This is a genomic window from Psychrobacillus sp. FSL H8-0487, from assembly GCF_038008385.1.
Classification (GTDB): domain Bacteria; phylum Bacillota; class Bacilli; order Bacillales_A; family Planococcaceae; genus Psychrobacillus; species Psychrobacillus psychrotolerans.
Map to the genome: position 1 here is coordinate 3,285,651 of NZ_JBBOZA010000001.1, position 25,855 is coordinate 3,311,505.

Consider the following 25,855-nt stretch of genomic DNA (forward strand, 5'->3'; position numbering starts at 1 on the left):
TTATATTAATATTTTGCTGCTTCTGATGGTGGATTTTGAATCTCTTCCACTTGATCATCAGTTAATTCATAATCATAGAAACGGCTATAATAGTCTTTAATCTCTTCATCCATATCATACGAAAATAATTCTGGGTAATTATGTTGCGCCATCCATTTAAGCATCAATGGTGCATCCCCACTTGGCGGATACCAACGATAAATACCTAATGGCATCTTATAGACTTTCTTGTCTTGTACTGCTTTTACTTCGCTCCAGTCCTGACTTTCGAATACATTGTTATATAAGTCTTCTGGTTGCGTTTCCGTAAAGTTTGTAATGTAAATAATGTCCGGATTCCATTCGTAGATTTGCTCCATATTAACTGCTTTAATCCCGTCAATATCATCTGCTGCAACATCAATACCACCAGTTGCGTTTAGCCATCGGTTACCATGCATATTTGTACCTGCAACGGAAATTTCTCCATCACTATGATATTGTAAGACCATTACACGTGGTTTATCTTCCTCTTTAATGTCTGCTTCTGCTAATGTGTCGTTAATCAGTTGTTGGTTTGCTTCACCTTCAGCAATAATTTCTGCAGGACGATCTGTTACACCAGTAATTTCTCCAGTTAGGGTTAACCAACGATTGAGCGTATCTAATGGGTTTAGAGAATCCGTATTGGTATCTAAAGCAACTGTAGCAATACCAGTTTCCTCTAATTTTTTCACCGTATTTTCTTGGCTTGCAATTTCAAAATAGACTTGAGGGTCTAATGTTAAGAGTTCTTCTATATTTACTTCACCATTTTCTATAAAGTTTGTTTTCGCATCCAAAATTGCTGGCGAAATGTCTTTTAAAATAGAATGGGAAGCTGCGTTAAATGAGTTAGGATGAATCCCAACAATCTCTTCCGTTGAGTTTGTAGCGATAAACCAAGTCGAGAAATAAGGGAGAATACTACCCATAACAACGCGGTCTAATTTTGCAGGTATTTCTACTTCTCTATTCAATTCATCTACAATTATTTTTGTTTCTGCTGTAGGTTCAAGATCTTTACTTACTTCATTATTAGAATCACTACATCCAGCTAGTAATAACGCTAAAGAGGCTGCAGTTAATATATACTTATATTTACTTTTCATGTTGTTCCTCACATTTCTTCAATTGAGAATGATTTTCATTACATTTAATAACTTATACTAATAAAACTTATACGTCAATAAGCTACACATAAGCCGTAATATTCCGAATTATTTCGTATGATTTTTGTTATTTTAGTATACAAAAAATGTCCCTCTTCAATTGCTTTTACCGCTTAATCTATGTTAACATTCATGAATGAGAATTATTATCAATTGTATCAATAGAAATGATTGGAGGGCTCTTTGTGGCTCAAGTTAATCCTATATTGTATTTAGATCCCGGCCATGCATTCGGCTTAGAAAATCGTACGAACTCATTTATCAATCAAAACTTTACATTAATTGACCAATATCGCTTGACCGAAATAGATTTAGCTCCATTTACATGTATCGTTGTACACGACTTTGCCGATCAAGAACATTTATATAGAAACAAGGCAATTATCGAAGAATTTTTGGCTGAGGGAAAAATTGTCATCTTTTGTGGTCATCTATTTAAAGAGTGGCTACCAGGATGCCCTATTTTCACTCCCCGTACTATTCAATCTCATACAGATTATGAAGTGGTTAATGACAGACAACATCCGATTTTTGCTGGAGTCCATCCGGATGATATGACTTTCAACAAAGGTATTGCAGGCTTCTTTGCACGTGTGACACATTCACCAGTACCTCCCGGCGCAGATGTGTTACTTACATTCCCAGACAAAGTGCCAATGACGTATATTGACCATTGTTCTACAAACGGGACAATTTTATGCCATGCTGGGCGTGATTTATTTGGGCTTCGCATGCAAAATAGATCAACAGACCGTATTAGTGCACAACTTCTCCAGTGGATTCATGATGAATACGAGCAGCTACAAAAAGGTGGGAACAACTTATGAGGAAAATTGCAGTTATTTACAGTGGAAATTCCTCCCACTATCGCACATTTAATGAGCCAAAATATAAACAATATATAGATCACTTAATTTACTTTCCTGATTTTATGACTGCTTCATTAGAAGGAGTGGAGGTGCTTTTAGTTCCTTCGCAGTTACACGGAAACCTTTTATTGGAAGCAAAAGAAAAAATAAGCGTGTTTGCGAGTGCAGGTGGAATTGTTGTAGCATTTGGTCCACAACCGTGGGGATGGCTACCGCATCAAAAATGGGAAGAACGTGAAACAAACTTCTGGTGGTGGCGTGAAAAAGATGCTAAAAGTGGACTTGTATTAGCTGATCCATGCTATGATTTGTTTAACTACATAACATTAGCAGATGCAACTTGGCATCAACATGGTGTCTTCTGGCCAGTCGAAGGTGCACAAAAACTGATCACTACCGAAGACGGCGGTGCAGTACTCTATGTAGACAAAGTAAGTACAAATGGGACATGGATTATCACAACACTAGATCCTGACTATCATTTTGGATCTTATTTCATGCCCGCTACAGAGCGGTTTTTAGACGGCTTCATGCCTTGGTTAGCAAACGGTAAAATATAATAAAAGCCTGATTGGAGACAAATTTCTTGTTTCCAATCAGGCTTTTTTTATCCACACGGTGGGAATGAAGTCTACATGTGCTAACCTTCCACAAGATATTCCTAAGCAGGAGGAGCAAGGAGTATAAACCCCATTTCTGGCCGGCTAACATTATTTTACTGAAGCTTCAACACTCGCCTTGTATTTTCCAATGTTTCTTACACACAGACAGCATCACCGATGAAACTGTTTCCTTCTTCTGCTAGACTAGTAGAAACTACTAATCCAGAAAATATAAGAAAGTAGGCGAAGCTATGAATCTTTTCCTATTCATCATGCTACTCATCTCGTTGACAATAATTATCGTCATAACCATTTACGGATTAAGAGCAAAGACTAGCGAGAACAAGATGCTATTCCAATCTCTCCCAGCCTTCTTTTTATTCAACTTTTTATTAATAGCTATACCACTAGTATACAATCTGTTTCCAGAGCCAAAAATAGAAAATACTAGTTTCTTTTTCACGCTGCTGTTTCCAGGCATAAGTTCACATTATGTTGGCTTCTTATTCATCGTACTATTTCCAACGTTTTTAGGTATTTTACTTTCCATGACTATACTAGGTATTAAAGGACTGACCAAGTGGAAGACAACGAAAGATAAACTCTTGCTCGCAAATCCATTCTATCCACCGCAAGCATCGTCTCCCTTACAGTGACGATTATCCTCTATACATTACTAACTATTTACATCATCTGTCTTAAATTGGTGAGGAAGCAAAATAAAAAAAACAATCTTATTTAGTTTAATATCCATATGCAAAAAGCTGATAGCACAAGTACTGCGAAGAGTATTTATTCTATCAGCTTTTATACTTCTATTAACATACCAGTCTCTGCTAACCCAATGTTGATTTCCTTGTTTTTCGAACTAGCTACCAACAAAGATAGTATTAAGATTTACTTTTCATAATCCCGATTACCTTTCCATTGATCAATACGTCTTCTTTTTTCATTTGAATCGGTTCGTATTTTTCATTTTCGGAAATGAGGAGAATAGAGTCTCCCATCGGCATAAACTTCTTCATCGTCGCTTCTTCATCAATTATTGCGATGACAATATCTCCGTTAGAGGCAGACTGCTGACGGTTAACAATTACAGTATCGCCTTTATCAATGCCTGCTCCAATCATACTTTCTCCAGTAACAGTAAGAGCAAATGTGTCCAGTTCGGACATCACCCACTCCTTAGGAAGTGTAAGGAAATTATCGTACTCAATACTAACTGAAATGGGAATCCCAGCCGCGACATTACCGATATGCGGGATCTTGCACTTCGTGTCGTAGTTTACAAACAACCCTGACTCAAGATCTGCATATTCAACTACTTCATCACTATCAATTTCCGTGGCAATCCTGTACTTTTTACTATTTTTCAGATTTGTATAAGTTCGGCTATTTTTCGTTTCTGGTAAAAATTGCGGTTGGCATTTTGGTAAATCATTTAATATTTCTCCAGTCCTATTCATACAAATTACTTGGAGACCGTCTGTCACTACGCCATAGCGTGCTCGAGTTTCCGCCTCTAAATACGATTTTAACTGTTCCGTCGCATCTTGAATGCCGCTTCCAAACTGTTTTACTTCGATAAAAAGATAAGGAAGCAAATCCCCGTTTCCATATATGTGCACAGCGATATCTACAAAGCCTTTACGTGAGAATTGCTGTACAGGATACTCCAACTCTAACAACTCCAGGGGGTAACCATATGTTTGATGTAATTCACGAATCATCCACTGCCGTACTACTTCCTCTTTGGAATTAGGGTCCATAATTTGATTGGTCAACTGATAATTTTGAATTCCAATTGATTGGAATGGCCTTAGTTGGCTATCTCTTTTCATTCGTAGATAATCAAAATTCATTTCTTTAATAAATCTAGATGGTTTTCTCACTGAAGACATATATAACAACTCATTTGCTCGAGTCATTCCAACATACAATAATTTACGTTCGTCCGAATCCATCGTATCTTCATCATCCACCAACCCAATCAGCATATTATTAGGGATAACCCCTTCATTCAAATCTATTAAAATAATTACCTTAAATTCTAGTCCTTTAATCGAATGCATCGTCACTAATTTTACCTTATCGGATTCAAAGTTAGCCTCCGCTGACTGGAGAATCTCACATGCGATTCCTTCCTGTTCAAGACCTTGGGCAGCACTTTCAATCAGTCGTTTCTCTTTAGCAACTAGACAAATTTCTGAAAGGCGGTAATCTTCGGATAGTGTTTTTATTTCATTTACTAAAAAGGTTAATTGTTCTTGACTTGTTGTAAAGAATCTATAAATAGGTGGATGCCCATGTCGATCTATTAATGATGGCTTTACAAAGTCAACATTCGTGTTAATAGTATGATCATTCTCAATAAGTTGATATGCTGCCTTCGAAATTTCAGTTGTTGTCCGATAATTTTTACTTAGGGTTCTGGATTTCCCACTCATATCGTATCCAATTGATGTATAAGGTCTTCCTTTACCAAGCCATGACTGTGAATAAATACTCTGTGTGTTATCGGCCACAAAAAGGATGGAAGAATACTCTTTTTCTTGATAAATACATTTTAAAAATTCAAGTTGAACCCTTGTTAAATCTTGGCTCTCATCTATAATAATATGCGTATATTTGCCATGATTTATTTGCTGTGCTTCTTTTAGAGCCATGATATTCATTTGTTTATAAGTAACAAAACCTTCTTGCATAAGCATTTCGTTAAAGGTTTCCATTAATTCAAAAATTGCTTTACGAAGATCTGAGTTTTTCGTTAACTTTTGAGGTGACCCACTTCCTCCTGTCGCACGTCCAATTCGATCCATCTGCTGGTAAGTTTCTACATCTTCTATTTGGCATGCATTGATCCACGTTACTTCATCCAACAAGAAATCACTATTCTTTGGACTTAGAATCTTACTTTTTGAATATTGCTGTTGTATTTTATGTATCGCTTTTATCATTATTTTACGTTCTAAAATCTTGTTGGAAGGTTGCAGTGAAAGATTCATGCGACGAATATAGAAGGAAAAGTATTTATACATAATGCTGTCGATATTAATAATTTTCACTTCACTTTCTGAAGAAAATAGACCAACTAATTGATCTCCCTCTTCATCCGCAAGTTTATGATATTGGTACTTAATATATTGTAATAATGTTTTATTGTAAGTAACGAGAAGAATTGTATCATTGTCTTCAGGAGTATAGTGATTCTGTAGAAAAGAGATTCGCCTAATCGCCACAGTTGTCTTTCCTGATCCGGCAACCCCCTTAACCATCATATGACCGTTCGGTTCCAATTCCACAATCCTTCTTTGTTCCATATTAAGCTTCATGTTGCCACCCCCACCCGTCCTTAACTAGTAGAATATTCTTACTTCTATTTTAGTAACAGATTAGGTATTTAGCAACCTTTTCCCATTTGACTGGAATTTACGTAAAAGATACCCCCTGTTCATCTCCTAATTTGTTAATTAAAAATAGCTACTAGAACAAATACTTCAAAGAGTATTCATTCTAACAGCTGTTATAATTCTATTAACATTCCTGACTCTGCTAACTCAATATTTGGATTGCCTTGTTTTTTCGCACTAGCTACTAAATCGTTCAAATCACCGTAGTGTGGAAGATGTGTTAATAACACTCTTTTTGCTTTTGATTGGTATGCAAGTATTCCAGCATCCTTCGAAGTCATATGCCCCGAGACTTCTCCGTCCATTCCTTCATACAAACTACATTCCGTTATCAAAAGATCACTATCCGCTGCAAAATCAATTAAATCCGGAGTAAAACTAGTATCAGACGTAAATACAATACTTTTGTTGTCACATACAATTTTTACGCTATACGTTTCTACGGGATGGATATTCCGCATAAACGTACAGCTGAATGGCCCGATGTCAAACTGACTCTGTTCATTAAATGAAGTGAAACGAGAATAAGCAACAGCTTCCACTTGCTTTTGCATCCCCTCGTCTTCCGGTCCATAAACACATAATTCTTCCGAAGTTCTACCTAACTGTGTATTTACCAGCCTAGAGAATAAATACGATCCAATATCACTGAAATGATCATAATGGTAGTGAGTTAAAATAACATGATTTATATCATTTAAATCTATATAATTTTGTAACTCTGATAAGACACCACTTCCACAGTCTAGTAGTAATGAAAATCCTTCGTGCTGGATTAAATATCCTGAGCAAGGGCCATTCTTTTTAGGGAACCCTCCCCACATACCAACTACTCTGCATTCCATAGGTTTTAGCCTCTTTCTATGAATCTTTCTGATTCCATGATATTATCATGCCCTATTAGGGAGTACCAAATTATATATAATACTCTGTAAAATATTCCTAGATTATTAGTTTGCCCCTGCTTCTAACAAAATCTCTTCAATCTCTTTATATCCCTTTTCCCTAGCATGTTCCAACGGAGTTACGCCATCTTTATCTGCAAGATTTACATCAGCTCCGTGCTCGATTAATAAACGAATCGTTTGCTGCTGTTTTTCAGATCCATCATTTAAAATGATAGCCTCGAGCAAAGCAGTCCACCCTAGATTATTCACATGATTCACGTCAGTCTTTGTATTTGTCAGAAGCTCTTTCACTACCTCTACATAGCCATGTTCTGAGGCAGGGATGAGTGCAACTCCACCATATCGATTAGTGATCGTTGGATCTGCTCCAGCTACAATCATTAGCTTTAAGATTTCCATATATCCTTCTGCTCCTGCATAAAGAAAAGGGTTATTAAGCATATTATCCTGAATATCTACATCTGCACCTTCAGCGATTAATACCTTGACCATTTCCACGTCATTTGCGTAAGTAGCAATCATGATCGCTGTTCTCCCCTGTGTATCCTGTGCATTGATATCTACTCCTTTATCAAGTAAATCTCTAACTCTATCAACCTCTTTGCCTTCTACTACTTTGAATAATTGCTCGTTCATCGTCTCATCCTCTCCTATATTCATCGCCATACAGCCTTGGAGGAATAAAGTTATCCCCATTAATATGAACAGTCTCTGCATATCCTACCCACAACTTTCCACCATCATCCTAACTTCCGCACACAAATGGATACAGCATATAAAAATTATTTAAACTCAACTACTCCACGATCCATTTCAAACAAGCCATCCGCGTATAGCTCTGGAGAATGTTCAGAACCAGATTTTGAATACCTCTCTACGTGACTGACATTAATATTATCGGCATCTGTAAAGTCAATATGGGCAATCGCTACCCAGTAAGCTAAACGATTTTTCTCATATAACGGGCTAGTTATCCGTTGACCCAATTGGTTATCAACGACAGCTTGCGCCTTCATACTTTTGAAACTACCTATGCCGTTGCTAACTGCGCTATATGCTGCAAACAATACATACTTCAATTTAGAGGGGTCGTGTATAACAATAGTTTCTTTTCCTGCTCCCCTACTATCACCATCTAGCGTAATAAAAGGCTTTTGGTTCGCATTCCCCATTGAACGGTAATACACTTTTCCTGTATCACCATTTTTCAATACATAAAAACAATATAAATCTAAATCCTTTTTACGATTCGCCCACTCCAAAGTGGCTACAATTTTATTGGACTTAGCTATCGATATGGATTCCTTTTTCTTCAGATTAATATTCATTTTCTCCAGGTTTGGCTTTTCTTTTTTAGGTGCTTCTATAGGAGGTGGAGTAGGATCACTCTGTATACTACTCTCGCTATTTTCAATCTCTAAACCATAATTTAAACATAATGCCTCCAGCCCTCCATTAAATCCACTACCAATCACACTAAATTTCCAATACCCCTTATATCTATATAACTCACCTACCACTATGGCCGTCTCCTGCTGCAAGTCGTCACCAAACGAATAAGTATATAAAGTATTGCCTGTAGCAGCATCTCTTATAAGAAGCTCTAGCTTTTCTACTTCTTGAAAACGTAAATTTTGCGCGTCTCCTTCATGAATAGTCAAGGCAATAGCTATTTTTTCAATTGTTTCAGGAACAGTATTCAACTGAATAGTAATCGAGCCATCTAATATTGTTCCTTTCGCATAGCTAACTGATTTATCGGGACTATGTGGTTGACCGTAAAAGATAAAATGTTCATCCTTTTCGCAGCGATCCCCAGCTTGCAATAAAAAGGAAGAAATATCTAGCTCCATATCTTTTTTCGGTGTGGACCATCGAACAAAACATTCCAATTGTGTTGTATTTTCTAATGTAACCTTCTGCCCACGTTGTATTTGCATGAAAACACCCCTTTAGATTATTACTTACCATTATACAAAATACGCTATATTTTTTCTTTGTTTTCACCATGACTTGTTACCGATCTCAAACAAAAAAGTAGCATATACATATAAATAAACGATTGGGGTTAATGGCATGAGTAAGTTCAATTCAGAAAAACTTTCTGTTGAATACAGGGATTGTGTCACCGCTACGGAGCCGATTATTTCTAGAAAATATACACTAACTCATTCTGATTTCACTGGAGAACTATTCTTAACAATTGGAACCCAGTTTGCGTGGGATAAAGTCAATCCTAAAATGAGAGATGAAGTATTAGGTGAATGGGTAACACATGAAAATTGTTTATATTTCAATGTATTTCTATATATCGATCAAGGAGAGTATGACTTAACCACAGCAACCAAACGAGAGGAAGTTTTCCGACGCGAACTACCACTTGCTTTAACAGCTATTCGATATGGTGACAGGTTTTTATTCCACCTATACCCAGATCTAAATAATCCCTTAATCATTGTGAACTTTATATCCACTTATCCTCCACTTGCTAAACAAGAGATTTGGCAGACTTTCAACAGTTTCACCACTTAATTTTCATTTAAATTGAAAAGATTGAAATATGCAATGATGTGTTGTATATTTCAACCTTTTCGTTTACAGTACTTTCTTTCAACTAAATCAGACGTTCACATATTCCATGCATTTTTTATTTCTAGCGAGTAACATTCCCCTTAATCTTTTCAATATGTTGTTCCTTCACAGATTTATCTACCTTTTGGTACTGTGCTAGAAAATTATAGATTTTGTCTATATAAGGGGCTTCTAAAGTCTTGGGGGATTCTTGAATTTGTTGCGCGATTAAGTTAGATAAACGATCGCGTTTGATAACGTATGTATCTTTTGTCTCGCAAGTAACTTTCTTTAGCTCACATCTTTCGCTGAAGACTATGACAGATGTAAATTGAGTAGTTTCCAGGGATGGCAACAGGTCCTTAAGCGCTTTTATATGACCTAGATTTTGCTTAATTGGATTGTAAAAAGAAAACTTTTGTCTATTTGGAAAGGTTTGCATCCAGTTTTGTGACTTTTCATCCCCGAAAATCCAACCGCTATAATTTTTCGACTCGATTACATAAATACCGGTTTCATGAATGTAAACCAAATCGATTTCAGTCGTTTTTTCTTTGCCGTTGGGGATGTAAATATTGAACAATGCTTTGTGGTACCCCGGCAACTTTGCCAATTTACCATAGGATAAGAATTCCCCGTAATTTCCTTTGTTGAATATCGTGGAGAATAGTCCATTTCCAGTCTGTTCCTTATAAGTAGAGATGACTGACTTTTGCTTGGGTTTATCTGCAGGCTTATTTACTGCAGGAGAAATAAGTAAATCTTCTAGACGATGGATTATTTTTTTGAACAAACACTCACAGCCTTTCGTTTATTTACCCCTAAATATGCTCCCTGTTTTATACAGTACTTACACACCGGCCCAAGTAATGGTTTATTAGCAACTCCTGTCACTTAACCTCTCCTTAAATAATATTATTTCAATTATTAATTCATCCAATTTGAAATAATAAACACTAGATATTCTAATCAACTCAATAATATCACAAAATTTAACTATTTAATTGGACTTTATATATAAAAATTAACAAATAAAAAACTACCAAGTTATATCTCTGGCAGATTTCATTAGATTTAATATTTAAAGTTATTGTCTAATATCGCGAGGTATTTCCTCAAAACAGGGAAATTACTTTGTTCGAATCTCTCCTAATTTCAATCCATAGAAAAAACACCTTCTCATTAATAATTCAAGTATTGTATACCTGTTTTTAACGAAAGGTGCTTTCATTTCTCTTATTATCCTTCAATACTTATCTTCCGCCACGTTCATCCACATGATGATCATTTTGGCCATCTTTCACTTGAAGTTCTTCTTTCTGTTGGTCACTTAACTCATTAGGCTTTCCTTGCTCCACAGTTAGATCTTCTTGATTGGAGTTATCCTTTTCATGATTAGACTCTTTTTTCATCACATTCACCTCCCTATTTTTCTTCTTAGTATTTCTTTTCCCTAAAAAATTCACTTCTAACGTTTTTCTTTTAAAACTTAATGATTCGATTATTTCTTCCATAAAAAAATTACCCTTTTTCGTATGCTTATAGCTGTCCAGTTAATCTTTACATATCATGTAGGATGAAAAATTTAAAGCGATAAGTTTAATAGGATAATTTCCAGAAAGTATTGTATGATGGGACTAAAATAAATATGCTCCCTGTGTAACACACAACTTCAACACTACTTGGAATGGCTAACTTTATATTTCTTTTATAAAAGAGCCATGACCAGAATTCTCTTATCTTCGACCTGTTTGATCCTGGTCTCTCTAGAAATCTAACTAAAGGAGTTTATTATGATTAATAAAAGAAAAATTGTATTGTTCATTGCCACAAGCTTAGACGGGTACATTGCAACAGAGGATGACTCTTTAGAGTGGTTATTTAATGTGGAAGGTGAAGGTGATAATGGATATTCTGAATTCTATGACACAGTAGATACTGTAATAATGGGTAGACGCACATACGACTGGCTTCTCGAACAAGAATCAGAAAGCTTCCCTTATGAAGATAAGGAATGCTATGTTTTCTCTAGAACCGTTAGTAAGGATAATGAGAACGTCAAATTCTTTAGTGAAAATGTAGTCGACTTTACAAATCAATTAAAAAATAAAGAAGGTAAAAATATTTGGGTAATGGGCGGTGGAGATTTAATCCACTCATTCATTAATGATAAATTAGTAGATGAAATGATTATTACAGTGTCCCCAGTGCTAATCGGAAAAGGAATTCCCTTGTTTAAAGAAGTGGATTTTGAGACGGAGCTTACTCTAAAGAGTATTAATCGTTTTAACCAATTTGCTGAGCTTCATTATGAAGTGAAAAGATAAGATACACTCATGCGTCTTGTCCTTTTAAGGTTTCCTACTGTTTGTTCTAAACCACCATGTTACTAAGCTCCTGAACCAATTCCCAATAAAAAGCATCAGATTTTATCAATCCCTGATGCTTTTTTCGTTTTATCTATTCGGTGATATTCTGCTATTTGAGTCACTCGAACTCTCCTCGTATTTAGTTCATGATATATCTCTCTGCTATCTGTAAATGAAATATATCCATCCCGCTCATTTTGAATTAGTTCTTCCACTTTTTCTTGGGACTCGGCATAGATGAACCTTCTAATATAATGCTCTTCATCAAAAAAGTAAGTGACTTTGAATTCTTTCACACCATGTATCTCCTGTCCCTATCATTTCCACAAGTATAAGTTAGTTTCTTCACTCTTAAACAGTTCTTATATTCGTCAATAAAAAAACAAGCTCCTTTTCTTTTAAAAGGAAACTTGTAATTAGAGGAGTATATTTTTTCCTACCGTTACTTATTTTAAGCTACCTGCATAAACCTGATTCTTGCCATTTTGTTTTGCATTATAAAGTCGCATGTCGGCCAAATGAAAAAGCTCGTCAAAAGAATTAAGTAAATCATCTTCTGTTGAAGAAATTCCAAAACTAGCTGCTATTTTTATCGACTGTTCATTCTCAACTAATCTCATACCTGTTATAGCTTCTTTCAATAAACTAGCAAGCTTCACTGTCTCTTCTATGGAACTTCTTCCAATTATCACAAATTCATCCCCGCCATAACGCCCGATGACGAAATCAGGACTCAAAGTGCTTTTACACAACTTGCCTACTTCACGAATTACCTTGTCACCCATTAAATGCCCGTGCACATCATTAACCGCCTTGAATCCATCCAAATCGAAGGCAATACAGCTAATTGGCGTCTTCGTTTCTTTAACATCCACGAGCCAATTTGTTGCCAGTTCACTCACATAGCCTCTATTATACAAACCAGTTAAGTAATCCAATTCCGCTTTTTTCTGTATCTTGGATAATTGGTGTTTTACATTCAATTTAATAGCCTTAAAAGCAATTTCTCGCTCATTAATAATATTTAAAAGATCTATGTACTCTTTTTGTACTTGATAAGATAACTGGAAATCTTCCATTATTTCACTAGTCTTTAAACGCTTTTCTTGTATAGTCTTTAACAAATATACATCCTGATAAGTATCTACCATTTCCTTTGCAGTGGAATATGCTTGAAAAGCCTTTTTATATGCTTTCTTCTTTCTTAGCCATTCTCCTTTTAGTAATTGGAACTGTGCACGTTCTCTTACAAATGACCCGAATATATTTTTCTGTTCCATTTCATCCATTACTCGGTTCGCTTCTTCTAAAAGGTTTAAGTTAATATAGGCATGAGCTATATTGAACATTACCCTTACTTCTAATACAGGAGTGTTTGGCTCATGTAGCTTTGCAGCAGCTAGTCCTTTTTTTGCCATTTTTAATGCTTCTTCATAATCCTCTAGTTTGATACACACATGACTATAATTACTATAGGCATTGCTCAAAATATTATATTTCTTTAACTGCTCAGCAAGCTGCATACTTTTTTGCAGTGTTTCCTTCGCAGATTCATATTGTTTGTTAAACTCATATAACAAGAACAAAATATTATATAATTGCAAATAGTCCGCATCGTCACCATGTACTTGTGTAATTCCCTCATATAGCTCCATACTTGCAAATGCTTCCTCAATATCTCCTATGGAATAATAAGAAGCAGCCTGGTTAATATGAGCTATAAGCATCGATTTATAGTCACTATAAACGGTCCCAATCTCCAACAACTCACTTGCTTTTTCGATTGTTTCCTGATATTTCCCTTCAGCTCGTAACTGACTAACTTCTGTCTGCAAACTAGTTAACTCTTCTTTCACCATCATCTTGCTCCATTCTCATAGGACTTCTGTAGTACTAATTATGTATATTAAATAAAATTGTTAAAATATAATTTGAAGGATATTGTAACCTATTTGTCCAATAATTCACATTTTTGACTACCTAATTATAACTTGTGGTTCATTATTTATCCAGTACTCGGAAGATGATTAGGAGGTTTCTGAACTGCATATATTTTTATACAAAAAAAACGAATTCTTCTATACAAGTAGAATTCGTTTTCACATTTTACTATATCAAACCTTATGCTTCAATAGTTACAACCGTATTTGTTTCAGCTGCTTCTATAATACCTAAAATAACTTTTAAAGCAAGAAGTGCATCTTCTCCAGTAACAAGCGGAGTCTGATCCATACGGATGCTTTCGATAAAGGCATCGATTACCCCACTGTTTGTTTGGTTGTTATTCGTTTGGATATTCTCTAGTTGGTATTGTACCTTCTCTCCATCTTTCGTAATCACTTCTAATTGGTGCTGATCACTATGATAGATTTTCACAATACCTTTTTCACAGTAGATAATAGTGCTATTATCTTCTTCTCCGTAATACGTCCAAGAGAATGCAGCAGTACCTATACGTCCCTTTTTCGTTTTTAAACTACATACGATATTATCGCATACTTCTATCGGTTCGTTGTTTTCATCCACTTTGTCTAGTGCCCCCTGGAAGGCACTTACCTGTTCCATTTCATCATCTAATAAATAATGCAATAAATCTATCTTATGGATTCCTAAATCTCCAGCAACACCTAGGCCCGAACGCTCCTTTTGAAAAAACCAGGTGGAGTTAGATTTATTAATACCCCATTGTTCTGGTCCAGAGTGTCCAAATGTCGTTCTAAAAGTCAGCACTTTTCCAAGCTCTTCACTTTGTATGATTTCTTTTGCCTTTTGATGCGCACGAGTAAAACGTTGATTGTGATCGACCATAAACTTTTTCCCGGATTGCTTTTGGGCATCCAGTATTTCTTTTGCATGTTCAATCGTAAGCGAGATTGGTTTTTCACACAGAACATGCTTCCCATTTAATAATGCTTTGGTTGAAAAAATATGATGAGATTCATTCGAAGAACAATCACTAATTACTTGAATCGTGGGATCTGTTAATAATTTATCTACATCTTGCTCTACTATCCCATCAAACATGACCGCTAAAGCCTCTGCTCGTTCAGGATTCCGATCATAAAAAACGATTTCGTCCACGAATGGATTTGCTTTATATTCTGGTGCATGGCGCAATTTAGTAATCGACCCACAGCCTATAATTCCCACTTTTATCCCCATTGTATCTCTCCTTTTTTGTTCCCTGTGTAAGAAACAATTTAGAATTGTTTCTTACACAGGGAACATCAAAAAACGATTTCCTACTCGGAATCGTTTTTTGATGCTTTATCTGCTTTAATGCCTCTTGCCAAATATATGATTAACATTACTGTTCCTGAAATTGCAACGACCATGCTAACTAAGAAGCCTGTAATCCACAGAGCAAAATCCATTGTTAAATCTGCAAACATAAAAATACCAAGCATCACTGCTCCTATAAACATCAGCACTGTACCAGTTCTTTTCAACGTTGAACCTCCTCTAGCTGTAACATAGAAATTATACTTATTTTCATCTTATCGAACTTACGCTTAGAATCGCAAGCAATACACGACTTTAACATAAACTACCTACTACAGTTTCTAACTTTCTATAAAACTAATTGCTTTCGTAATTGGAAAATAATTGGAAGCACCTTTGCAAAACTAGGAAAATAGTGTTACCCTTAATAAAGGAAATATTTATATAAATGATTTTATTCTAAAAAACCAGACGATTTTCTCCCATCACTTTTCTATTCACACTCTACGTGAAACCATTCTATGCTGATCACAAGTTCAGCACCAATTGCTATTTACTTCTCTCGTCAAAGGTAGTTATCATTTTGATAAAATCACATTTTGAAACATTAGCTGTATGTCTTAGCAATGGCATAGAGACACCTCACTTTCCCAAAGGAATTGTAGGTAGTCCTTTTTTTGTGCGCCAAATTAATGTAAATATTTTCTATTTAAATAATTATTAACCAAGGAGGTACTTATGATAAAATTCGAACATGTTAGCAAAGTATATACGGATGGCTTTAAAGCTGTGGATTCAGTAAGTTTTGAAGTCCCAGAAGGTGAGTTTTTAGTTCTTATCGGACCTAGTGGTTCTGGAAAATCAACCACAATGAAGATGATTAATCGAATGATTCCGCACACAAACGGGACTATATCTATTGATGGAAAGGACATTACGAAGTTAAACCCTTCAGAATTACGTCGTAATATCGGATATGTTATCCAACAAATTGGTCTTTTTCCACACTATACAATCGAAAAAAATATTGCAATTGTTCCAGAGTTAAAAGGCTGGGACAAAGAGAAGATTAAAGCTCGAGTGAAAGAGTTACTCATAATGGTTGACCTTGACCCTGAAGTGTACGGTAGTCGTTATCCCAAAGAACTTTCGGGAGGACAACAACAGCGTGTGGGTGTGGCAAGAGCACTGGCATCTGACCCTCGTGTCCTTCTCATGGATGAGCCGTTTGGTGCATTAGATCCTATAACTCGTGATCAGCTACAAGACCAATTAATAACTTTGCAAAGAAAACTAAAGAAAACAATTGTATTCGTGACACATGATATGGATGAGGCGTTAAAGCTTGGGGATCGTATTGCGATTATGAAAGACGGAAATTTACTCCAAATAGATACTCCAGAGAAAATATTACAAGAACCTGCTTCCAACTTTGTCGAGGAATTTATCGGTAAGGATAGAATTATACAAAACCCGGAACTGATGCCTGTGGTCAGTGTAATGACAACAAGAGTTGTAACCTCTTTACTTAATCTCTCTCCTGAAAAAGCATTATTAATGATGCGTCAACAAAAAATTACTTCTTTAATTATTGAAGATGATCTGGATGATTCATTCGTTGGGCTCATCTCTGCCTACGAATTAATAAAAAAAATGAATTCGATTCAGTCAATCGAAGAAATCCTAATAGTACCTGAACATACCTTGACCATAACAGCGACAGCAAAAGATGCAATTATGATGATGCCAAGTGTTAAATACGGGGTTATACCTGTCTTAAATGAAGCAAAAAAAGTAGTTGGAATAGTGACTCGTGGGACATTACTCACTGCTTTGTCCAGTCAGTGGACAGAATTGGAGGGTATAAATGAATAATTTAAATATATGGGAACAGTTTATGCAACAAGCAGAAATGCGCTGGACAGAGGTACTAGAAGCAACTTCTGTTCATATACAATTAGTTTTCTTCTCTATGCTAATCGCAATTGTCCTAGGAATTGGTTTAGGAATTTTAATAACACGCGTTCCAAAGCTATCAACAGTAGTACTTGGTGGTGCGGGAATTATGCAAACCATCCCGAGTTTAGCACTATTAGGTTTTATGATTCCTATTTTCGGTATTGGTGTAAATACAGCAATTGCTGCTCTATTTCTGTATTCTCTTCTTCCAATTATAAGAAACACATATACCGGTATTAAAGATGTCAATAAAGCAACAGTAGAAGCTGCGAAGGGTATGGGTATGACAAGTCTTCAAGTGTTGATAAAAGTAGAACTTCCTCTTGCGATTCCAATGATTATGGCCGGTGTACGTACTGCTGCTGTTATTAATGTCGGAACTGCTACACTTGCAGCGTTTATCGGTGCTGGTGGTCTTGGAGATTTCATCTTCCTTGGGATTACTCGTGGTATAGACGGATTAATCTTACTAGGTGCTATTCCAGCGGCATTATTAGCGATAATTTTAGAAATTTTCTTTACTTATCTAGAACGTTGGACGACGCCAGAAGGGTTAAAATAAGGTGATCATATGACGAAAAAAACTCTTATTAAATGTTTAGCACTACTTCTTTTAGTTACTACACTATCAGGCTGTATATTCAAAGAAGAGGATGCCTTAATAATAGGGTCTAGAAACAATACGGAAAGTATCATTCTCTCTAATCTTATGGGCCAATTAATCGAAGAAAAAACAGGTATTAATGTAACTTATAAAGAAAACCTTGGTGGATCTAATGTCGTTTGGACTGCTATGTTAAATGGAAAAATAGATGTTATTCCAGACTATACTGGTACGATCGTTATTAACTATTATCAAGAAACTACCGGTAATGCCGATGAAACGTTGGCAAAGACAAAAGAGTTAGTTTTAGCTGATGGTATTACTGCTCTTGAATCTTTTGGTTTTAACAATACGTATACATTAGCCCTTGATGAAGCAGAGGCTGAATCATTGGGAGTAACAACATTTAGTGACTTCGCAAAAGTTTCCGATGATTTTATACTCGGCGCGGTTTTTGAATTTATCGATCGTCCTGATGGTTTACCAGGGTTTCAAAAAGAGTACGATCTTCAGTTCAAGGATGTAAAGGGAATGGATCACGGGATTATGTATCGCTCCATCAATGCTAAAGAGGTAGACGTTATTAACTCTTATACAACGGATGGTCAGCTACAAATGTATAATTTACGTGTGTTAGAAGATGACAAAGGTTATTTCCCACCATATCATGCTCTTCCTCTCGTTCGAACAAAGGTATTGGAACAGTACCCTGAAATTGGCGAAGTCCTCCTTGAATTAGCAGGTAAAATTGATGAAACAGCAATGCAAGAGATGAATGCTAAAGTAGACAATGAAGGACAGATGGTTGAACTTGTAGCTAAAGAATTCCTTCAAGAAGCTGGATTTATCAGCAAAGAATAGATGTGTCGAAAACACCGATTCCTTTTGGGAATCGGTGTTTTATATGTTCCCTGTGTAGGACACTATTCAGAATAGTGTCCTACACAGGGAGCCGTTTATTTTATCGTCTCCACAAAATGCTTCAATACCCTAGCTGTCAGACCCCAAATTGTATATTCCCCATACTCGTAAAACCATTCCTCAATTGCACGAGGTCTCCATTGATATTTGTCTCCGTTGAAAATCTTGTCGTATGGGAAATCCATCGGAGGCATTGGCTGTACAGAAACTGTATGCATATAGGGCTCATGATTTAAAAGCCAGTTAACGGGGATCGTGAATACCGCTTCGACCTCGTCTTTGTTAAAGGATTCGATTTCGTGATGGTCGATCGTTGCCACAAATGGGTAGACAACAAATGATGGAGAGGCAATATATGCACTCATCTGCCCCAACACCTTGATGCATGTTGGATCGACACCTAACTCTTCATGGGTTTCTCGAATTGCCGCTTCCATTGGAGATGCGTCTGTTGGATCGATTCGACCACCTGGAAAACTGATGTCCCCTGGTTGCTTTCTCATCGTTAATGAGCGCACCTCGAATAGCACATGCCATTCGCCATCCACTTGTACTAGGGGTATTAAAACAGCATAACGTAGTGCCGTTTCCTCTCCTATAAAAAGCGGTTGCTTATCATTTAGCTCCTTCTTCAGCTTATCCAAAAACACAGAATCTCTCTCCCAACATTAGTATTATTCTATTATCGTAACATTAAAATTGCTGTCCATAAAATAAATGCCATCTTTCGCCAAATAAAGATGTAGTTTTCCTTTTTCCAATTAAATAACATAGAAAAAACACTCAGCTTGATGAAAATCCAACTGAGTGCTTATTAAGTGATATCCTAGCTAATACTACCAAAAGTTAATACGCTAATTACCGTACTTTTTCCTTTTTCATTTGCTTACTTCTCAACTGACCACACGCAGCATCGATGTCTGTTCCATGTTCTTGACGAATTTTGCAATTGACGCCTCTCTTTTTCAGCGTATCATAGAACGACAATACAGATGCTTGTTCACTTCTTTGATACTGGCTATGTTCATCGACAGGGTTATACGGTATCAAGTTGACATATAACTGATCCTTTATGTCATGAAGTAAATCGGCTAACTCCTCAGCTACTTCCTTCGTATCATTTACGTCCTTCAGTAGGATGTATTCAATCGTAATTCTTCGATTGTTTTTTGATAAGTAGTATTTTAGAGATTCCATTAGCTTTTCAATTGGCATGGCACGGTTGATCTTCATAATTCTAGTACGTAGCTCATTGTTTGGTGCATGTAAGGATATAGCTAGATTTACCGGAATTTTCGTATCCGTGAATTCATAAATTTTATTGACAATACCACTCGTAGAAACAGTTATCTTTCTAGCAGCTATTGCGAGTCCTTTATGATCAATCACGACGTTTAGGAAGTCTAACAGATTTGTAAAGTTATCAAACGGCTCACCAATTCCCATCACGACAATGTGACTAACCTCATCTTTTTGCTCCAGTTGGTCTAGATGCAGTTGAATATTCATAATTTGTTCGACGATTTCTCCGCTTGATAAATCGCGGCTCTTTGCAAGTAAGCCACTCGCACAGAAGCTACAGCCGATGTTACAGCCTACTTGCGTCGTCACACAAACGGAAATACCATATTTATGTCTCATCATAACCGTTTCGATCAAGTTGCCATCTTGCAGCCTAAACAAAAACTTCATCGTTCCATCGGCTGCTTCTTGCTTTACATGTTCCGTAAGGGTTTGTATCGTATAATGTTCTTGCAATAATTGAATACATTCTTCATGTATATCTGTCATATCTGCAAAATTCGTAACACGCTTTCTATATAACCAATTCCAAACCTGTAACGCTCGAGACTTTTTGTGGCCACGTTCATGAAGCCACTCTATTAATTGATCTAATGTTAATCCATATATAGATGTTTTATTCATAACTATCCTCTTCTCTAAATTCTGCTTCTAAACATTTAAATTTCATTATAACATTTGAAGTATAAAACAGAGAACAGAAAGGTACATCCAGAATAGTCCGTCAATAACTTTAAACTTGTTTGGAATACATTGGGATAAATTTACTAGTTGTTCTTTCATACTCCGCCCATTCCGGATGTTTTTTGTATTTTTTCTCAAGTAATGGAACTCCTGATACAAAGAGCAATAGTAATGTAATAATTAGCGGACTATAAAAACCTACCCAACCATTTGGAACGGATAGCGAGATAATGAAAATACCCCACCACATCGTTGCTTCACCAAAGTAATTTGGGTGGCGTGTGTATTTCCACAATCCGTATTTCATCAGTCTGCCTTTATTCTCCGGTTTGCTTATGAACGCTTTAAGCTGACTGTCACCTACTACTTCAAAAATGTATCCAATAATCCATATTGCTATCCCAATATAATCTAACCAGCCTAATCCCATTTCAGAGGATTTATTGACCGTTATGATGGGCTGTGCAATGATAAACAGTAGGATAAGCTGAAGAAGATATACATTCAAGAACATCTTCACGTACTTCGATTTAGTCGTACCCCAACGTTTACGCATATTCACGTATCTATAATCTTCATCTTTACTCCAATTTCTACGGAATAAATAGTACGCTAGACGAAGTCCCCATAAGGCCACTAAAATTGTAACGACTGCTGCACGTTCTGATTGAAATTCACTTACATAAAAGCTATAACCGCCAACAATCACAAAGCCCAGTCCCCATGCAATATCTACTAAACCATTATTCTTTTTAACCTGCCCAATTAAAAATACGACAAAGAAAAATGCCAATAATACTAGTAATATTTCGATATAAATATTCATATTCCTCATCCCCCCTTACTCTGTTGTTAAAGCAATTGCTACGCAGCCAACCCCTGCATTCATCGCAACAATAGATGAAATATTAGTGATATATGTTGGCTCTTTTCCAATTAATAAACTGAATTCCTTCGCATATTGCCTTGCTTGTTGTTCAGCATCGGCATGCACGATAGAGTAACCTGTTATATTTTTACTTTGTGCTATATTGCTTACAAGTGCCTGCATTTTCTTTTTACTAGAACTATCACTTAGAGCTTTACCAAGGATGATGCCCTCTCCATTTTCATCAATCGAAACAACTGGTTTCAGATTTAATAATTTGCCTGCCATCCCTGTTATCTTATTGATACGACCAGATCTTGCCATATATTTTAGCGTTTTAACATGCACAAAAATTTTCGTGTTTTGTACAGCTTTTTCCGTTTGATACACTACCTCTTCAAAAGACTTACCTGCTTCAATGGATTCCGCTGCCTTTAAAACGATTAGTCCTTGCGCTGCCGAATTCGACTTGGAATCGATTACTGCAATTTTTTTCCCGGCGTCCTGTAGCTTTTGCGCAGCTTTAGTAATCGTTTCAAATGTCCCACTCATTCGATTCGATACTGTTATAACGACAATAGAATCATAGTTTGTAGAAATAAAGTTCAAGAAATCCTCCGCCGCTTTACGGGTTGGCTGCGAAGATGTTGGATAATTTTCTCCCTTATCCATTAACTCATATAAATAGGAAGGGCTTATCGTTAGTTTATCTAAGTAATTGCTATCATCTACAATCAGATTCAATGGAATCATATGTATTTGATGTTTGTCCATAATGTCTTTTGGTAGATCTGCTATGGAATCTGTTACAAGTGCAATTTTATGCTTTCTTGCATGACCTGCTTCATATTGTCTTTGCATATCATCTGCTTTTTGTTGAATAATCTGTCCGAAGTTTTTTAATCGATGAAACAAATCTGCTGGTGTATTTGTATGAATATGAATGCGTATTTTATGTTCATTTCCTGCAACTATTAACGAATCCCCGAGATCACTTAGAGTCTGTCTAATCTGATCTAAGTCCAAGTTTTCTCCTTTTACAAGTGCTTCCGTGCAATACCTGTGACTTAAATCTTGGCTATCATGTGTATGAGTATGTTCAAGTGGGATAATATTCTCTTCTTTCCCAACTGGTGTTTCATTGCTTTTCCCCGTTTGAATGAAGTGCCCAAATCCTTCTAAGAAATGGATAAAGCCCTTTGCTCCTGAATCGACGACCGAAGCGTCCTTTAAAATCTTTAGTTTATTTGGAGTATCCTTCAATGATTGCATAGCGATAATCATTGATTTTGTAAATACTTCTGTAAAATCTGTTGCTTTATCCTTTAATGTATCTAAGGAATTTGCCCAGTCACGCATAACGGTAATCATCGTTCCTTCAACTGGATTGGAAATTGCTTTGTGTGCGTATGATACTGCACTAGTTACGGAGTGAGAAAATCCTTTAATGGAGATTTCCTCTTTATCTTCTAACCCCATATATAAACCATTGATGAATTGTGCAAAGATAATACCAGAATTACCTCTAGCACCAACTAAAGCAGCGTCCGCAATGGTTTCCATCGTTCTTTTAGCAGAGCTTTGTACTTTTGCTTCTTCAATGATGGCATTCATTGTAAATGCGAGATTGGTACCAGTATCTCCATCAGCTACTGGAAATACATTGATTTTGTTGAGGTCGTGCTTTTGTTTAATAACCTCACGGGCACCCGCTAAAAAGCCAAAGTATAGCTTTTCACTATTCATATATTGTATGGTCATCCTTCTGCACCTCCGAAATAACTTATGACGAAGAATGTAATCATCGATGTGACACCACATAATACAGTTCCCCAAATAATGTCTAATATGGTTACTTGAATTGGCCAATCCTTTAAGGTTGCAAGATTTGTCATATCATATGTAGCATAAGCAATCATCCCAAAGAATCCACCAGCTAAAAGCGCGTACTTCCAGCTATCCTTTGCAAGCGCGGGATTGATCACGAAGAATATTAAACCGGCTATGAATAATAGATAGAACAGACCCGCTGCTACCCAATTCACATCCGCTTTCATCAGATGTCCAAGCTTTTCTTGATATAAATTTTTAGAAATAAAACCGAGCCATATGATATCTATTAAGAAAAACACAATAATTGTTACTACATAAGTTTTTAAATACATTCTCTTAACCTCCTTAAAGATTTCAGTTTACGAACTTCTGTTAAATTAAAAATAACATTCTATTCCTCTTGTGTCAATACTTTGTATAACCTTAAATGTGATAGTTAATACAACAATGGCTGATTTATACGGTTAAAGGTTATACAAGTTGTACACACTTACAAGTGAAATGATAAGAGGAGGATAAACTAGAATCATTTTACGTTCCAGCTAGAAAAAATGGTCAAACCAAAAAAGAGCTGCCGAAATTAAACTCCGACAACTCTACCTTGTATTTTAATTTTCCCTAATATTTTACGGCAACAACGTCATAACTGCGAAGAAATGGAGAATAGACGCTGCAAGTACAAATACATGCCAAACTGCATGATGATAAGTAAAAGCCCGCCACACATAGAAAACTGCTCCTACTGTATATAAGATACCACCTATAGCTAGCAGTATAAGTCCTTGTGATGATACATTCTCGAGAAGGGGTTTCCATCCAAATACCATTAACCAACCCATTACGACGTATAATAAGGTCGAAGTATGTAAAAAACGTTTCACAAAAAATGCTTTGAACACGGTGCCCCCAATTGCAAGCCCCCATACGATACCGAACAATGTCCAACCCAACGCACCTTTAATAGCAAGAAATAAAAAAGGGGTATACGTTCCAGCTATAAAAAAGTAGATAGCGGAGTGATCCATAATCTCAAAGAAATCTTTTACACGTCCTGCCGGAAAACTATGGACAAGTGTGGAGGACAAATATAATAGGACCATCGATGAACCAAACAACGTAAAACTTACGACATGCCAAGCTGTTCCCTGCATGGCAGAAGATACGATTAGTATGACAAGCGCAGCGATACTAAAAATAGCCCCTATCCCATGAATGATTGCATTAGCTATCTCTTCACGTTTTGAAAATATATGTGTATTGCTCATATTTTGCACATCCTATTTCTAAGTTCTTTCTTTATATACTATCACTTTGCTTTAAAAAAATCTGATAGCATGCGTTCTAGATGTTAATAATGAGCCAAACTTAAGGTAAAAACAATACAATTCTAGCCATATTAATAAGATCTCAGTTCACTACGCTCGTTTAGTTGGTATAGCTATTTTCTTCCATTAACAATAAAAAAATGCACAAAAAAAGACACCCTTAGAAAGGATGTCTTTTTTGCTAACTATGTTTAATTAATTCCGAAGAATTAAAGTTTTACAATGTTAACTGCTTGTGGTCCACGTTGACCATCTTCAACGTCAAATTCAACTTTTTGACCTTCGTCTAAAGATTTGAATCCGTCGCCTTGGATTGCTGAGAAATGAGCGAATACGTCGTTTCCACCTTCAACCTCGATAAATCCAAAACCTTTTTCTGCGTTAAACCATTTTACTGTACCTTGTGTCATGTAAAAAACCTCCATTTATGGTGAATAAAAAAATTCACATATTACGAAAAGCTACCGAAGACTCACGATTACCTTTAGTAATATGTGAATTCATTGTTTCTATCTAAGCAATTTAATTATTATCCTAACTATACAACACATTCAAACAAAAAGCTAGTGAAATGATTATTATATTTTAAATAATATTTCTAACGTCTCTAAAACATGGTCCAGGAACACAGAAATGTCACTTATTTGATCTTCATTAATCTTCTGATCAAACTTCACTTCTATAGTGTTTTTATAACTTGATAATTCCGTTCCAAATGCAAAGCTAAGTGTTTGGGTCAACGATATATCGTCCTCCCAAACGTTATTAATTGCTTGTTCAATTTCTTCACATTGTAGATCGGGGTTTTGTATATTTTTGATAAACTTCAACTCTAATGTACACCCTAGATTTTTATTGCCTATTTCTAGGATTTCTCCTGCCAAATCTTCTAAAGATGCATCTAAGATTATTTCCACTGTTATATCCTGCTGGTCAGCTAAAGTAAACTCTATCTTAAAAGCTCTCGCGATGACGGAAAGGTCCATGAGGTCGACTCGGTTTTTAATATCTATCTTACGTTCTATATTATCTAAATCGTATACATGATTTTCAAATGCTACTTTTAGATTTTCAAAAATAGTTGGATCATACATTGGTTTTCCTCCTGAGAACAATTTACGTGCGCTTTATCTATACTTGCCCCTGTTAAATGAAATTATACTGTTGCCAATGCCAACATAATCATTTGTCTAAAAGACAAGTTAATTGTCAAATTAT

The 25,855-nt window shown here is 36.1% G+C and carries 27 protein-coding genes; 8 read left to right on the top strand and 19 right to left on the bottom strand.

Annotation, left to right across the window (positions count from 1 at the left end):
- Positions 1 to 5: 5 nt before the first annotated feature.
- Positions 6 to 1,130 (bottom strand): ABC transporter substrate-binding protein, encoded by a 1,125-nt coding sequence (locus tag MHI47_RS16750; protein WP_340831558.1) that lies wholly within the window; start codon positions 1,128 to 1,130, stop codon positions 6 to 8.
- A 245-nt stretch (positions 1,131 to 1,375) separates the two neighbouring features.
- Here MHI47_RS16750 and MHI47_RS16755 point away from each other — a divergent pair, with 245 nt between their 5' ends.
- The 3 genes from MHI47_RS16755 to MHI47_RS16765 all read left to right on the top strand — a co-directional run bounded on the left by MHI47_RS16755 (position 1,376) and on the right by MHI47_RS16765 (position 3,317).
- A complete protein-coding gene (locus tag MHI47_RS16755; protein ID WP_340831560.1) occupies positions 1,376 to 2,017 on the top strand; it encodes a phosphate starvation-inducible protein PhoH in 642 nt (213 codons plus the stop codon).
- Positions 2,014 to 2,619 carry a hypothetical protein gene (locus MHI47_RS16760; protein WP_340831563.1) on the top strand — a complete coding sequence of 202 codons (606 nt, stop codon included), beginning with the start codon at positions 2,014 to 2,016 and terminating at the stop codon, positions 2,617 to 2,619. Before MHI47_RS16755 ends, MHI47_RS16760 begins: the two co-directional genes overlap by 4 nt.
- A gap of 293 nt (positions 2,620 to 2,912) precedes the next feature.
- Positions 2,913 to 3,317 (top strand): hypothetical protein, encoded by a 405-nt coding sequence (locus tag MHI47_RS16765; RefSeq protein WP_340831564.1) that lies wholly within the window; start codon positions 2,913 to 2,915, stop codon positions 3,315 to 3,317.
- A gap of 234 nt (positions 3,318 to 3,551) precedes the next feature.
- Here the strand turns inward: MHI47_RS16765 and lexA are convergent, their stop codons facing one another.
- The 4 genes from lexA to MHI47_RS16785 form a co-directional block, all read right to left on the bottom strand.
- Entirely contained in the window at positions 3,552 to 5,993 is a 2,442-nt protein-coding gene (gene lexA / locus MHI47_RS16770; RefSeq protein ID WP_340831565.1) for a transcriptional repressor LexA, read from the bottom strand.
- 191 nt (positions 5,994 to 6,184) lie between these two features.
- Positions 6,185 to 6,916 (bottom strand): MBL fold metallo-hydrolase, encoded by a 732-nt coding sequence (locus tag MHI47_RS16775; RefSeq protein WP_340831566.1) that lies wholly within the window; start codon positions 6,914 to 6,916, stop codon positions 6,185 to 6,187.
- Between the two features lie 105 nt (positions 6,917 to 7,021).
- A complete protein-coding gene (locus tag MHI47_RS16780; protein ID WP_445678315.1) occupies positions 7,022 to 7,615 on the bottom strand; it encodes an ankyrin repeat domain-containing protein in 594 nt (197 codons plus the stop codon).
- A 146-nt stretch (positions 7,616 to 7,761) separates the two neighbouring features.
- Positions 7,762 to 8,919 carry a TerD family protein gene (locus MHI47_RS16785; RefSeq protein ID WP_340831570.1) on the bottom strand — a complete coding sequence of 386 codons (1,158 nt, stop codon included), beginning with the start codon at positions 8,917 to 8,919 and terminating at the stop codon, positions 7,762 to 7,764.
- A gap of 136 nt (positions 8,920 to 9,055) precedes the next feature.
- On the opposite strand from MHI47_RS16785, the gene MHI47_RS16790 reads away from it, so the two are divergent.
- A complete protein-coding gene (locus tag MHI47_RS16790) occupies positions 9,056 to 9,511 on the top strand; it encodes a staygreen family protein (protein ID WP_093538248.1) in 456 nt (151 codons plus the stop codon).
- 121 nt (positions 9,512 to 9,632) lie between these two features.
- Here the strand turns inward: MHI47_RS16790 and MHI47_RS16795 are convergent, their stop codons facing one another.
- Positions 9,633 to 10,343: a nuclease-related domain-containing protein gene (locus MHI47_RS16795; protein WP_340831572.1), complete on the bottom strand. Its 711-nt coding sequence runs from the start codon at positions 10,341 to 10,343 to the stop codon at positions 9,633 to 9,635.
- 460 nt (positions 10,344 to 10,803) lie between these two features.
- Positions 10,804 to 10,962 carry a hypothetical protein gene (locus MHI47_RS16800; protein WP_340831573.1) on the bottom strand — a complete coding sequence of 53 codons (159 nt, stop codon included), beginning with the start codon at positions 10,960 to 10,962 and terminating at the stop codon, positions 10,804 to 10,806.
- 381 nt (positions 10,963 to 11,343) lie between these two features.
- Between MHI47_RS16800 and MHI47_RS16805 the strand changes: the two genes are divergently transcribed.
- Complete coding sequence (locus tag MHI47_RS16805) at positions 11,344 to 11,877, top strand: dihydrofolate reductase family protein (protein WP_340831575.1); 534 nt, start codon at positions 11,344 to 11,346, stop codon at positions 11,875 to 11,877.
- A gap of 95 nt (positions 11,878 to 11,972) precedes the next feature.
- On the opposite strand, the gene MHI47_RS16810 is transcribed toward MHI47_RS16805, so the two are convergent.
- The 4 genes from MHI47_RS16810 to MHI47_RS16825 all read right to left on the bottom strand — a co-directional run bounded on the left by MHI47_RS16810 (position 11,973) and on the right by MHI47_RS16825 (position 15,368).
- The gene (locus MHI47_RS16810; protein ID WP_340831576.1) at positions 11,973 to 12,215 is read right to left on the bottom strand and encodes a hypothetical protein; all 243 of its coding nucleotides are present in this window, start codon (positions 12,213 to 12,215) and stop codon (positions 11,973 to 11,975) included.
- A 150-nt stretch (positions 12,216 to 12,365) separates the two neighbouring features.
- Entirely contained in the window at positions 12,366 to 13,781 is a 1,416-nt protein-coding gene (locus MHI47_RS16815; protein ID WP_340831578.1) for a tetratricopeptide repeat-containing diguanylate cyclase, read from the bottom strand.
- A gap of 259 nt (positions 13,782 to 14,040) precedes the next feature.
- Positions 14,041 to 15,081 carry a Gfo/Idh/MocA family protein gene (locus MHI47_RS16820; protein WP_340831579.1) on the bottom strand — a complete coding sequence of 347 codons (1,041 nt, stop codon included), beginning with the start codon at positions 15,079 to 15,081 and terminating at the stop codon, positions 14,041 to 14,043.
- A gap of 80 nt (positions 15,082 to 15,161) precedes the next feature.
- The gene (locus MHI47_RS16825) at positions 15,162 to 15,368 is read right to left on the bottom strand and encodes a hypothetical protein (protein ID WP_340831581.1); all 207 of its coding nucleotides are present in this window, start codon (positions 15,366 to 15,368) and stop codon (positions 15,162 to 15,164) included.
- 511 nt (positions 15,369 to 15,879) lie between these two features.
- Between MHI47_RS16825 and MHI47_RS16830 the strand changes: the two genes are divergently transcribed.
- Genes MHI47_RS16830 through MHI47_RS16840 form a run of 3 tightly spaced genes read left to right on the top strand, consistent with a single transcriptional unit; the run spans position 15,880 to position 18,565 of the window.
- On the top strand, positions 15,880 to 17,016 hold the full coding sequence (locus tag MHI47_RS16830) for a betaine/proline/choline family ABC transporter ATP-binding protein (RefSeq protein ID WP_340831582.1): 1,137 nt from the start codon (positions 15,880 to 15,882) through the stop codon (positions 17,014 to 17,016).
- On the top strand, positions 17,009 to 17,662 hold the full coding sequence (locus MHI47_RS16835; protein ID WP_340763615.1) for an ABC transporter permease: 654 nt from the start codon (positions 17,009 to 17,011) through the stop codon (positions 17,660 to 17,662). The genes MHI47_RS16830 and MHI47_RS16835 overlap by 8 nt, the downstream gene beginning before the upstream one ends.
- 9 nt (positions 17,663 to 17,671) lie before the next feature.
- On the top strand, positions 17,672 to 18,565 hold the full coding sequence (locus MHI47_RS16840; RefSeq protein WP_340831583.1) for a glycine betaine ABC transporter substrate-binding protein: 894 nt from the start codon (positions 17,672 to 17,674) through the stop codon (positions 18,563 to 18,565).
- Positions 18,566 to 18,660: 95 nt separating this feature from the next.
- Here MHI47_RS16840 and MHI47_RS16845 read toward each other — a convergent pair whose 3' ends face one another.
- From MHI47_RS16845 to MHI47_RS16880, 8 genes are all read right to left on the bottom strand, one after another.
- Positions 18,661 to 19,275 carry an NUDIX hydrolase gene (locus MHI47_RS16845; RefSeq protein ID WP_093538232.1) on the bottom strand — a complete coding sequence of 205 codons (615 nt, stop codon included), beginning with the start codon at positions 19,273 to 19,275 and terminating at the stop codon, positions 18,661 to 18,663.
- Between the two features lie 208 nt (positions 19,276 to 19,483).
- The gene (gene rlmN / locus MHI47_RS16850; protein ID WP_340763617.1) at positions 19,484 to 20,551 is read right to left on the bottom strand and encodes a 23S rRNA (adenine(2503)-C(2))-methyltransferase RlmN; all 1,068 of its coding nucleotides are present in this window, start codon (positions 20,549 to 20,551) and stop codon (positions 19,484 to 19,486) included.
- 109 nt (positions 20,552 to 20,660) lie between these two features.
- Complete coding sequence (locus MHI47_RS16855) at positions 20,661 to 21,437, bottom strand: DUF1295 domain-containing protein (protein ID WP_340831585.1); 777 nt, start codon at positions 21,435 to 21,437, stop codon at positions 20,661 to 20,663.
- 15 nt (positions 21,438 to 21,452) lie between these two features.
- Positions 21,453 to 23,240: a DAK2 domain-containing protein gene (locus MHI47_RS16860; RefSeq protein WP_340831587.1), complete on the bottom strand. Its 1,788-nt coding sequence runs from the start codon at positions 23,238 to 23,240 to the stop codon at positions 21,453 to 21,455.
- Positions 23,237 to 23,644 carry a DUF2177 family protein gene (locus MHI47_RS16865; protein WP_340763620.1) on the bottom strand — a complete coding sequence of 136 codons (408 nt, stop codon included), beginning with the start codon at positions 23,642 to 23,644 and terminating at the stop codon, positions 23,237 to 23,239. The genes MHI47_RS16860 and MHI47_RS16865 overlap by 4 nt, the downstream gene beginning before the upstream one ends.
- Positions 23,645 to 23,938: 294 nt before the next feature.
- Positions 23,939 to 24,577: a PAQR family membrane homeostasis protein TrhA gene (gene trhA, locus MHI47_RS16870; protein ID WP_093538226.1), complete on the bottom strand. Its 639-nt coding sequence runs from the start codon at positions 24,575 to 24,577 to the stop codon at positions 23,939 to 23,941.
- Between the two features lie 269 nt (positions 24,578 to 24,846).
- Positions 24,847 to 25,047, bottom strand: coding sequence for a cold-shock protein (locus MHI47_RS16875; protein ID WP_090568691.1), 201 nt, complete (start codon positions 25,045 to 25,047; stop codon positions 24,847 to 24,849).
- A 168-nt stretch (positions 25,048 to 25,215) separates the two neighbouring features.
- A complete protein-coding gene (locus tag MHI47_RS16880) occupies positions 25,216 to 25,731 on the bottom strand; it encodes a hypothetical protein (protein ID WP_340831588.1) in 516 nt (171 codons plus the stop codon).
- Positions 25,732 to 25,855: the final 124 nt, after the last annotated feature.

Coding starts and splice junctions, on each gene's coding strand:
- MHI47_RS16750 (WP_340831558.1), bottom strand. CDS start 1,130: ATGAAAAGTAAATATAAGTATATATTAACTGCAGCCTCTTTAGCGTTA.
- MHI47_RS16760 (WP_340831563.1), top strand. CDS start 2,014: ATGAGGAAAATTGCAGTTATTTACAGTGGAAATTCCTCCCACTATCGC.
- MHI47_RS16765 (WP_340831564.1), top strand. CDS start 2,913: ATGAATCTTTTCCTATTCATCATGCTACTCATCTCGTTGACAATAATT.
- lexA (WP_340831565.1), bottom strand. CDS start 5,993: ATGAAGCTTAATATGGAACAAAGAAGGATTGTGGAATTGGAACCGAAC.
- MHI47_RS16775 (WP_340831566.1), bottom strand. CDS start 6,916: ATGGAATGCAGAGTAGTTGGTATGTGGGGAGGGTTCCCTAAAAAGAAT.
- MHI47_RS16780 (WP_445678315.1), bottom strand. CDS start 7,615: ATGAACGAGCAATTATTCAAAGTAGTAGAAGGCAAAGAGGTTGATAGA.
- MHI47_RS16785 (WP_340831570.1), bottom strand. CDS start 8,919: ATGCAAATACAACGTGGGCAGAAGGTTACATTAGAAAATACAACACAA.
- MHI47_RS16790 (WP_093538248.1), top strand. CDS start 9,056: ATGAGTAAGTTCAATTCAGAAAAACTTTCTGTTGAATACAGGGATTGT.
- MHI47_RS16800 (WP_340831573.1), bottom strand. CDS start 10,962: ATGAAAAAAGAGTCTAATCATGAAAAGGATAACTCCAATCAAGAAGAT.
- MHI47_RS16805 (WP_340831575.1), top strand. CDS start 11,344: ATGATTAATAAAAGAAAAATTGTATTGTTCATTGCCACAAGCTTAGAC.
- MHI47_RS16815 (WP_340831578.1), bottom strand. CDS start 13,781: ATGATGGTGAAAGAAGAGTTAACTAGTTTGCAGACAGAAGTTAGTCAG.
- MHI47_RS16820 (WP_340831579.1), bottom strand. CDS start 15,081: ATGGGGATAAAAGTGGGAATTATAGGCTGTGGGTCGATTACTAAATTG.
- MHI47_RS16830 (WP_340831582.1), top strand. CDS start 15,880: ATGATAAAATTCGAACATGTTAGCAAAGTATATACGGATGGCTTTAAA.
- MHI47_RS16835 (WP_340763615.1), top strand. CDS start 17,009: ATGAATAATTTAAATATATGGGAACAGTTTATGCAACAAGCAGAAATG.
- MHI47_RS16840 (WP_340831583.1), top strand. CDS start 17,672: ATGACGAAAAAAACTCTTATTAAATGTTTAGCACTACTTCTTTTAGTT.
- rlmN (WP_340763617.1), bottom strand. CDS start 20,551: ATGAATAAAACATCTATATATGGATTAACATTAGATCAATTAATAGAG.
- MHI47_RS16855 (WP_340831585.1), bottom strand. CDS start 21,437: ATGAATATTTATATCGAAATATTACTAGTATTATTGGCATTTTTCTTT.
- MHI47_RS16860 (WP_340831587.1), bottom strand. CDS start 23,240: ATGACCATACAATATATGAATAGTGAAAAGCTATACTTTGGCTTTTTA.
- MHI47_RS16865 (WP_340763620.1), bottom strand. CDS start 23,644: ATGTATTTAAAAACTTATGTAGTAACAATTATTGTGTTTTTCTTAATA.
- trhA (WP_093538226.1), bottom strand. CDS start 24,577: ATGAGCAATACACATATATTTTCAAAACGTGAAGAGATAGCTAATGCA.
- MHI47_RS16875 (WP_090568691.1), bottom strand. CDS start 25,047: ATGACACAAGGTACAGTAAAATGGTTTAACGCAGAAAAAGGTTTTGGA.
- MHI47_RS16880 (WP_340831588.1), bottom strand. CDS start 25,731: ATGTATGATCCAACTATTTTTGAAAATCTAAAAGTAGCATTTGAAAAT.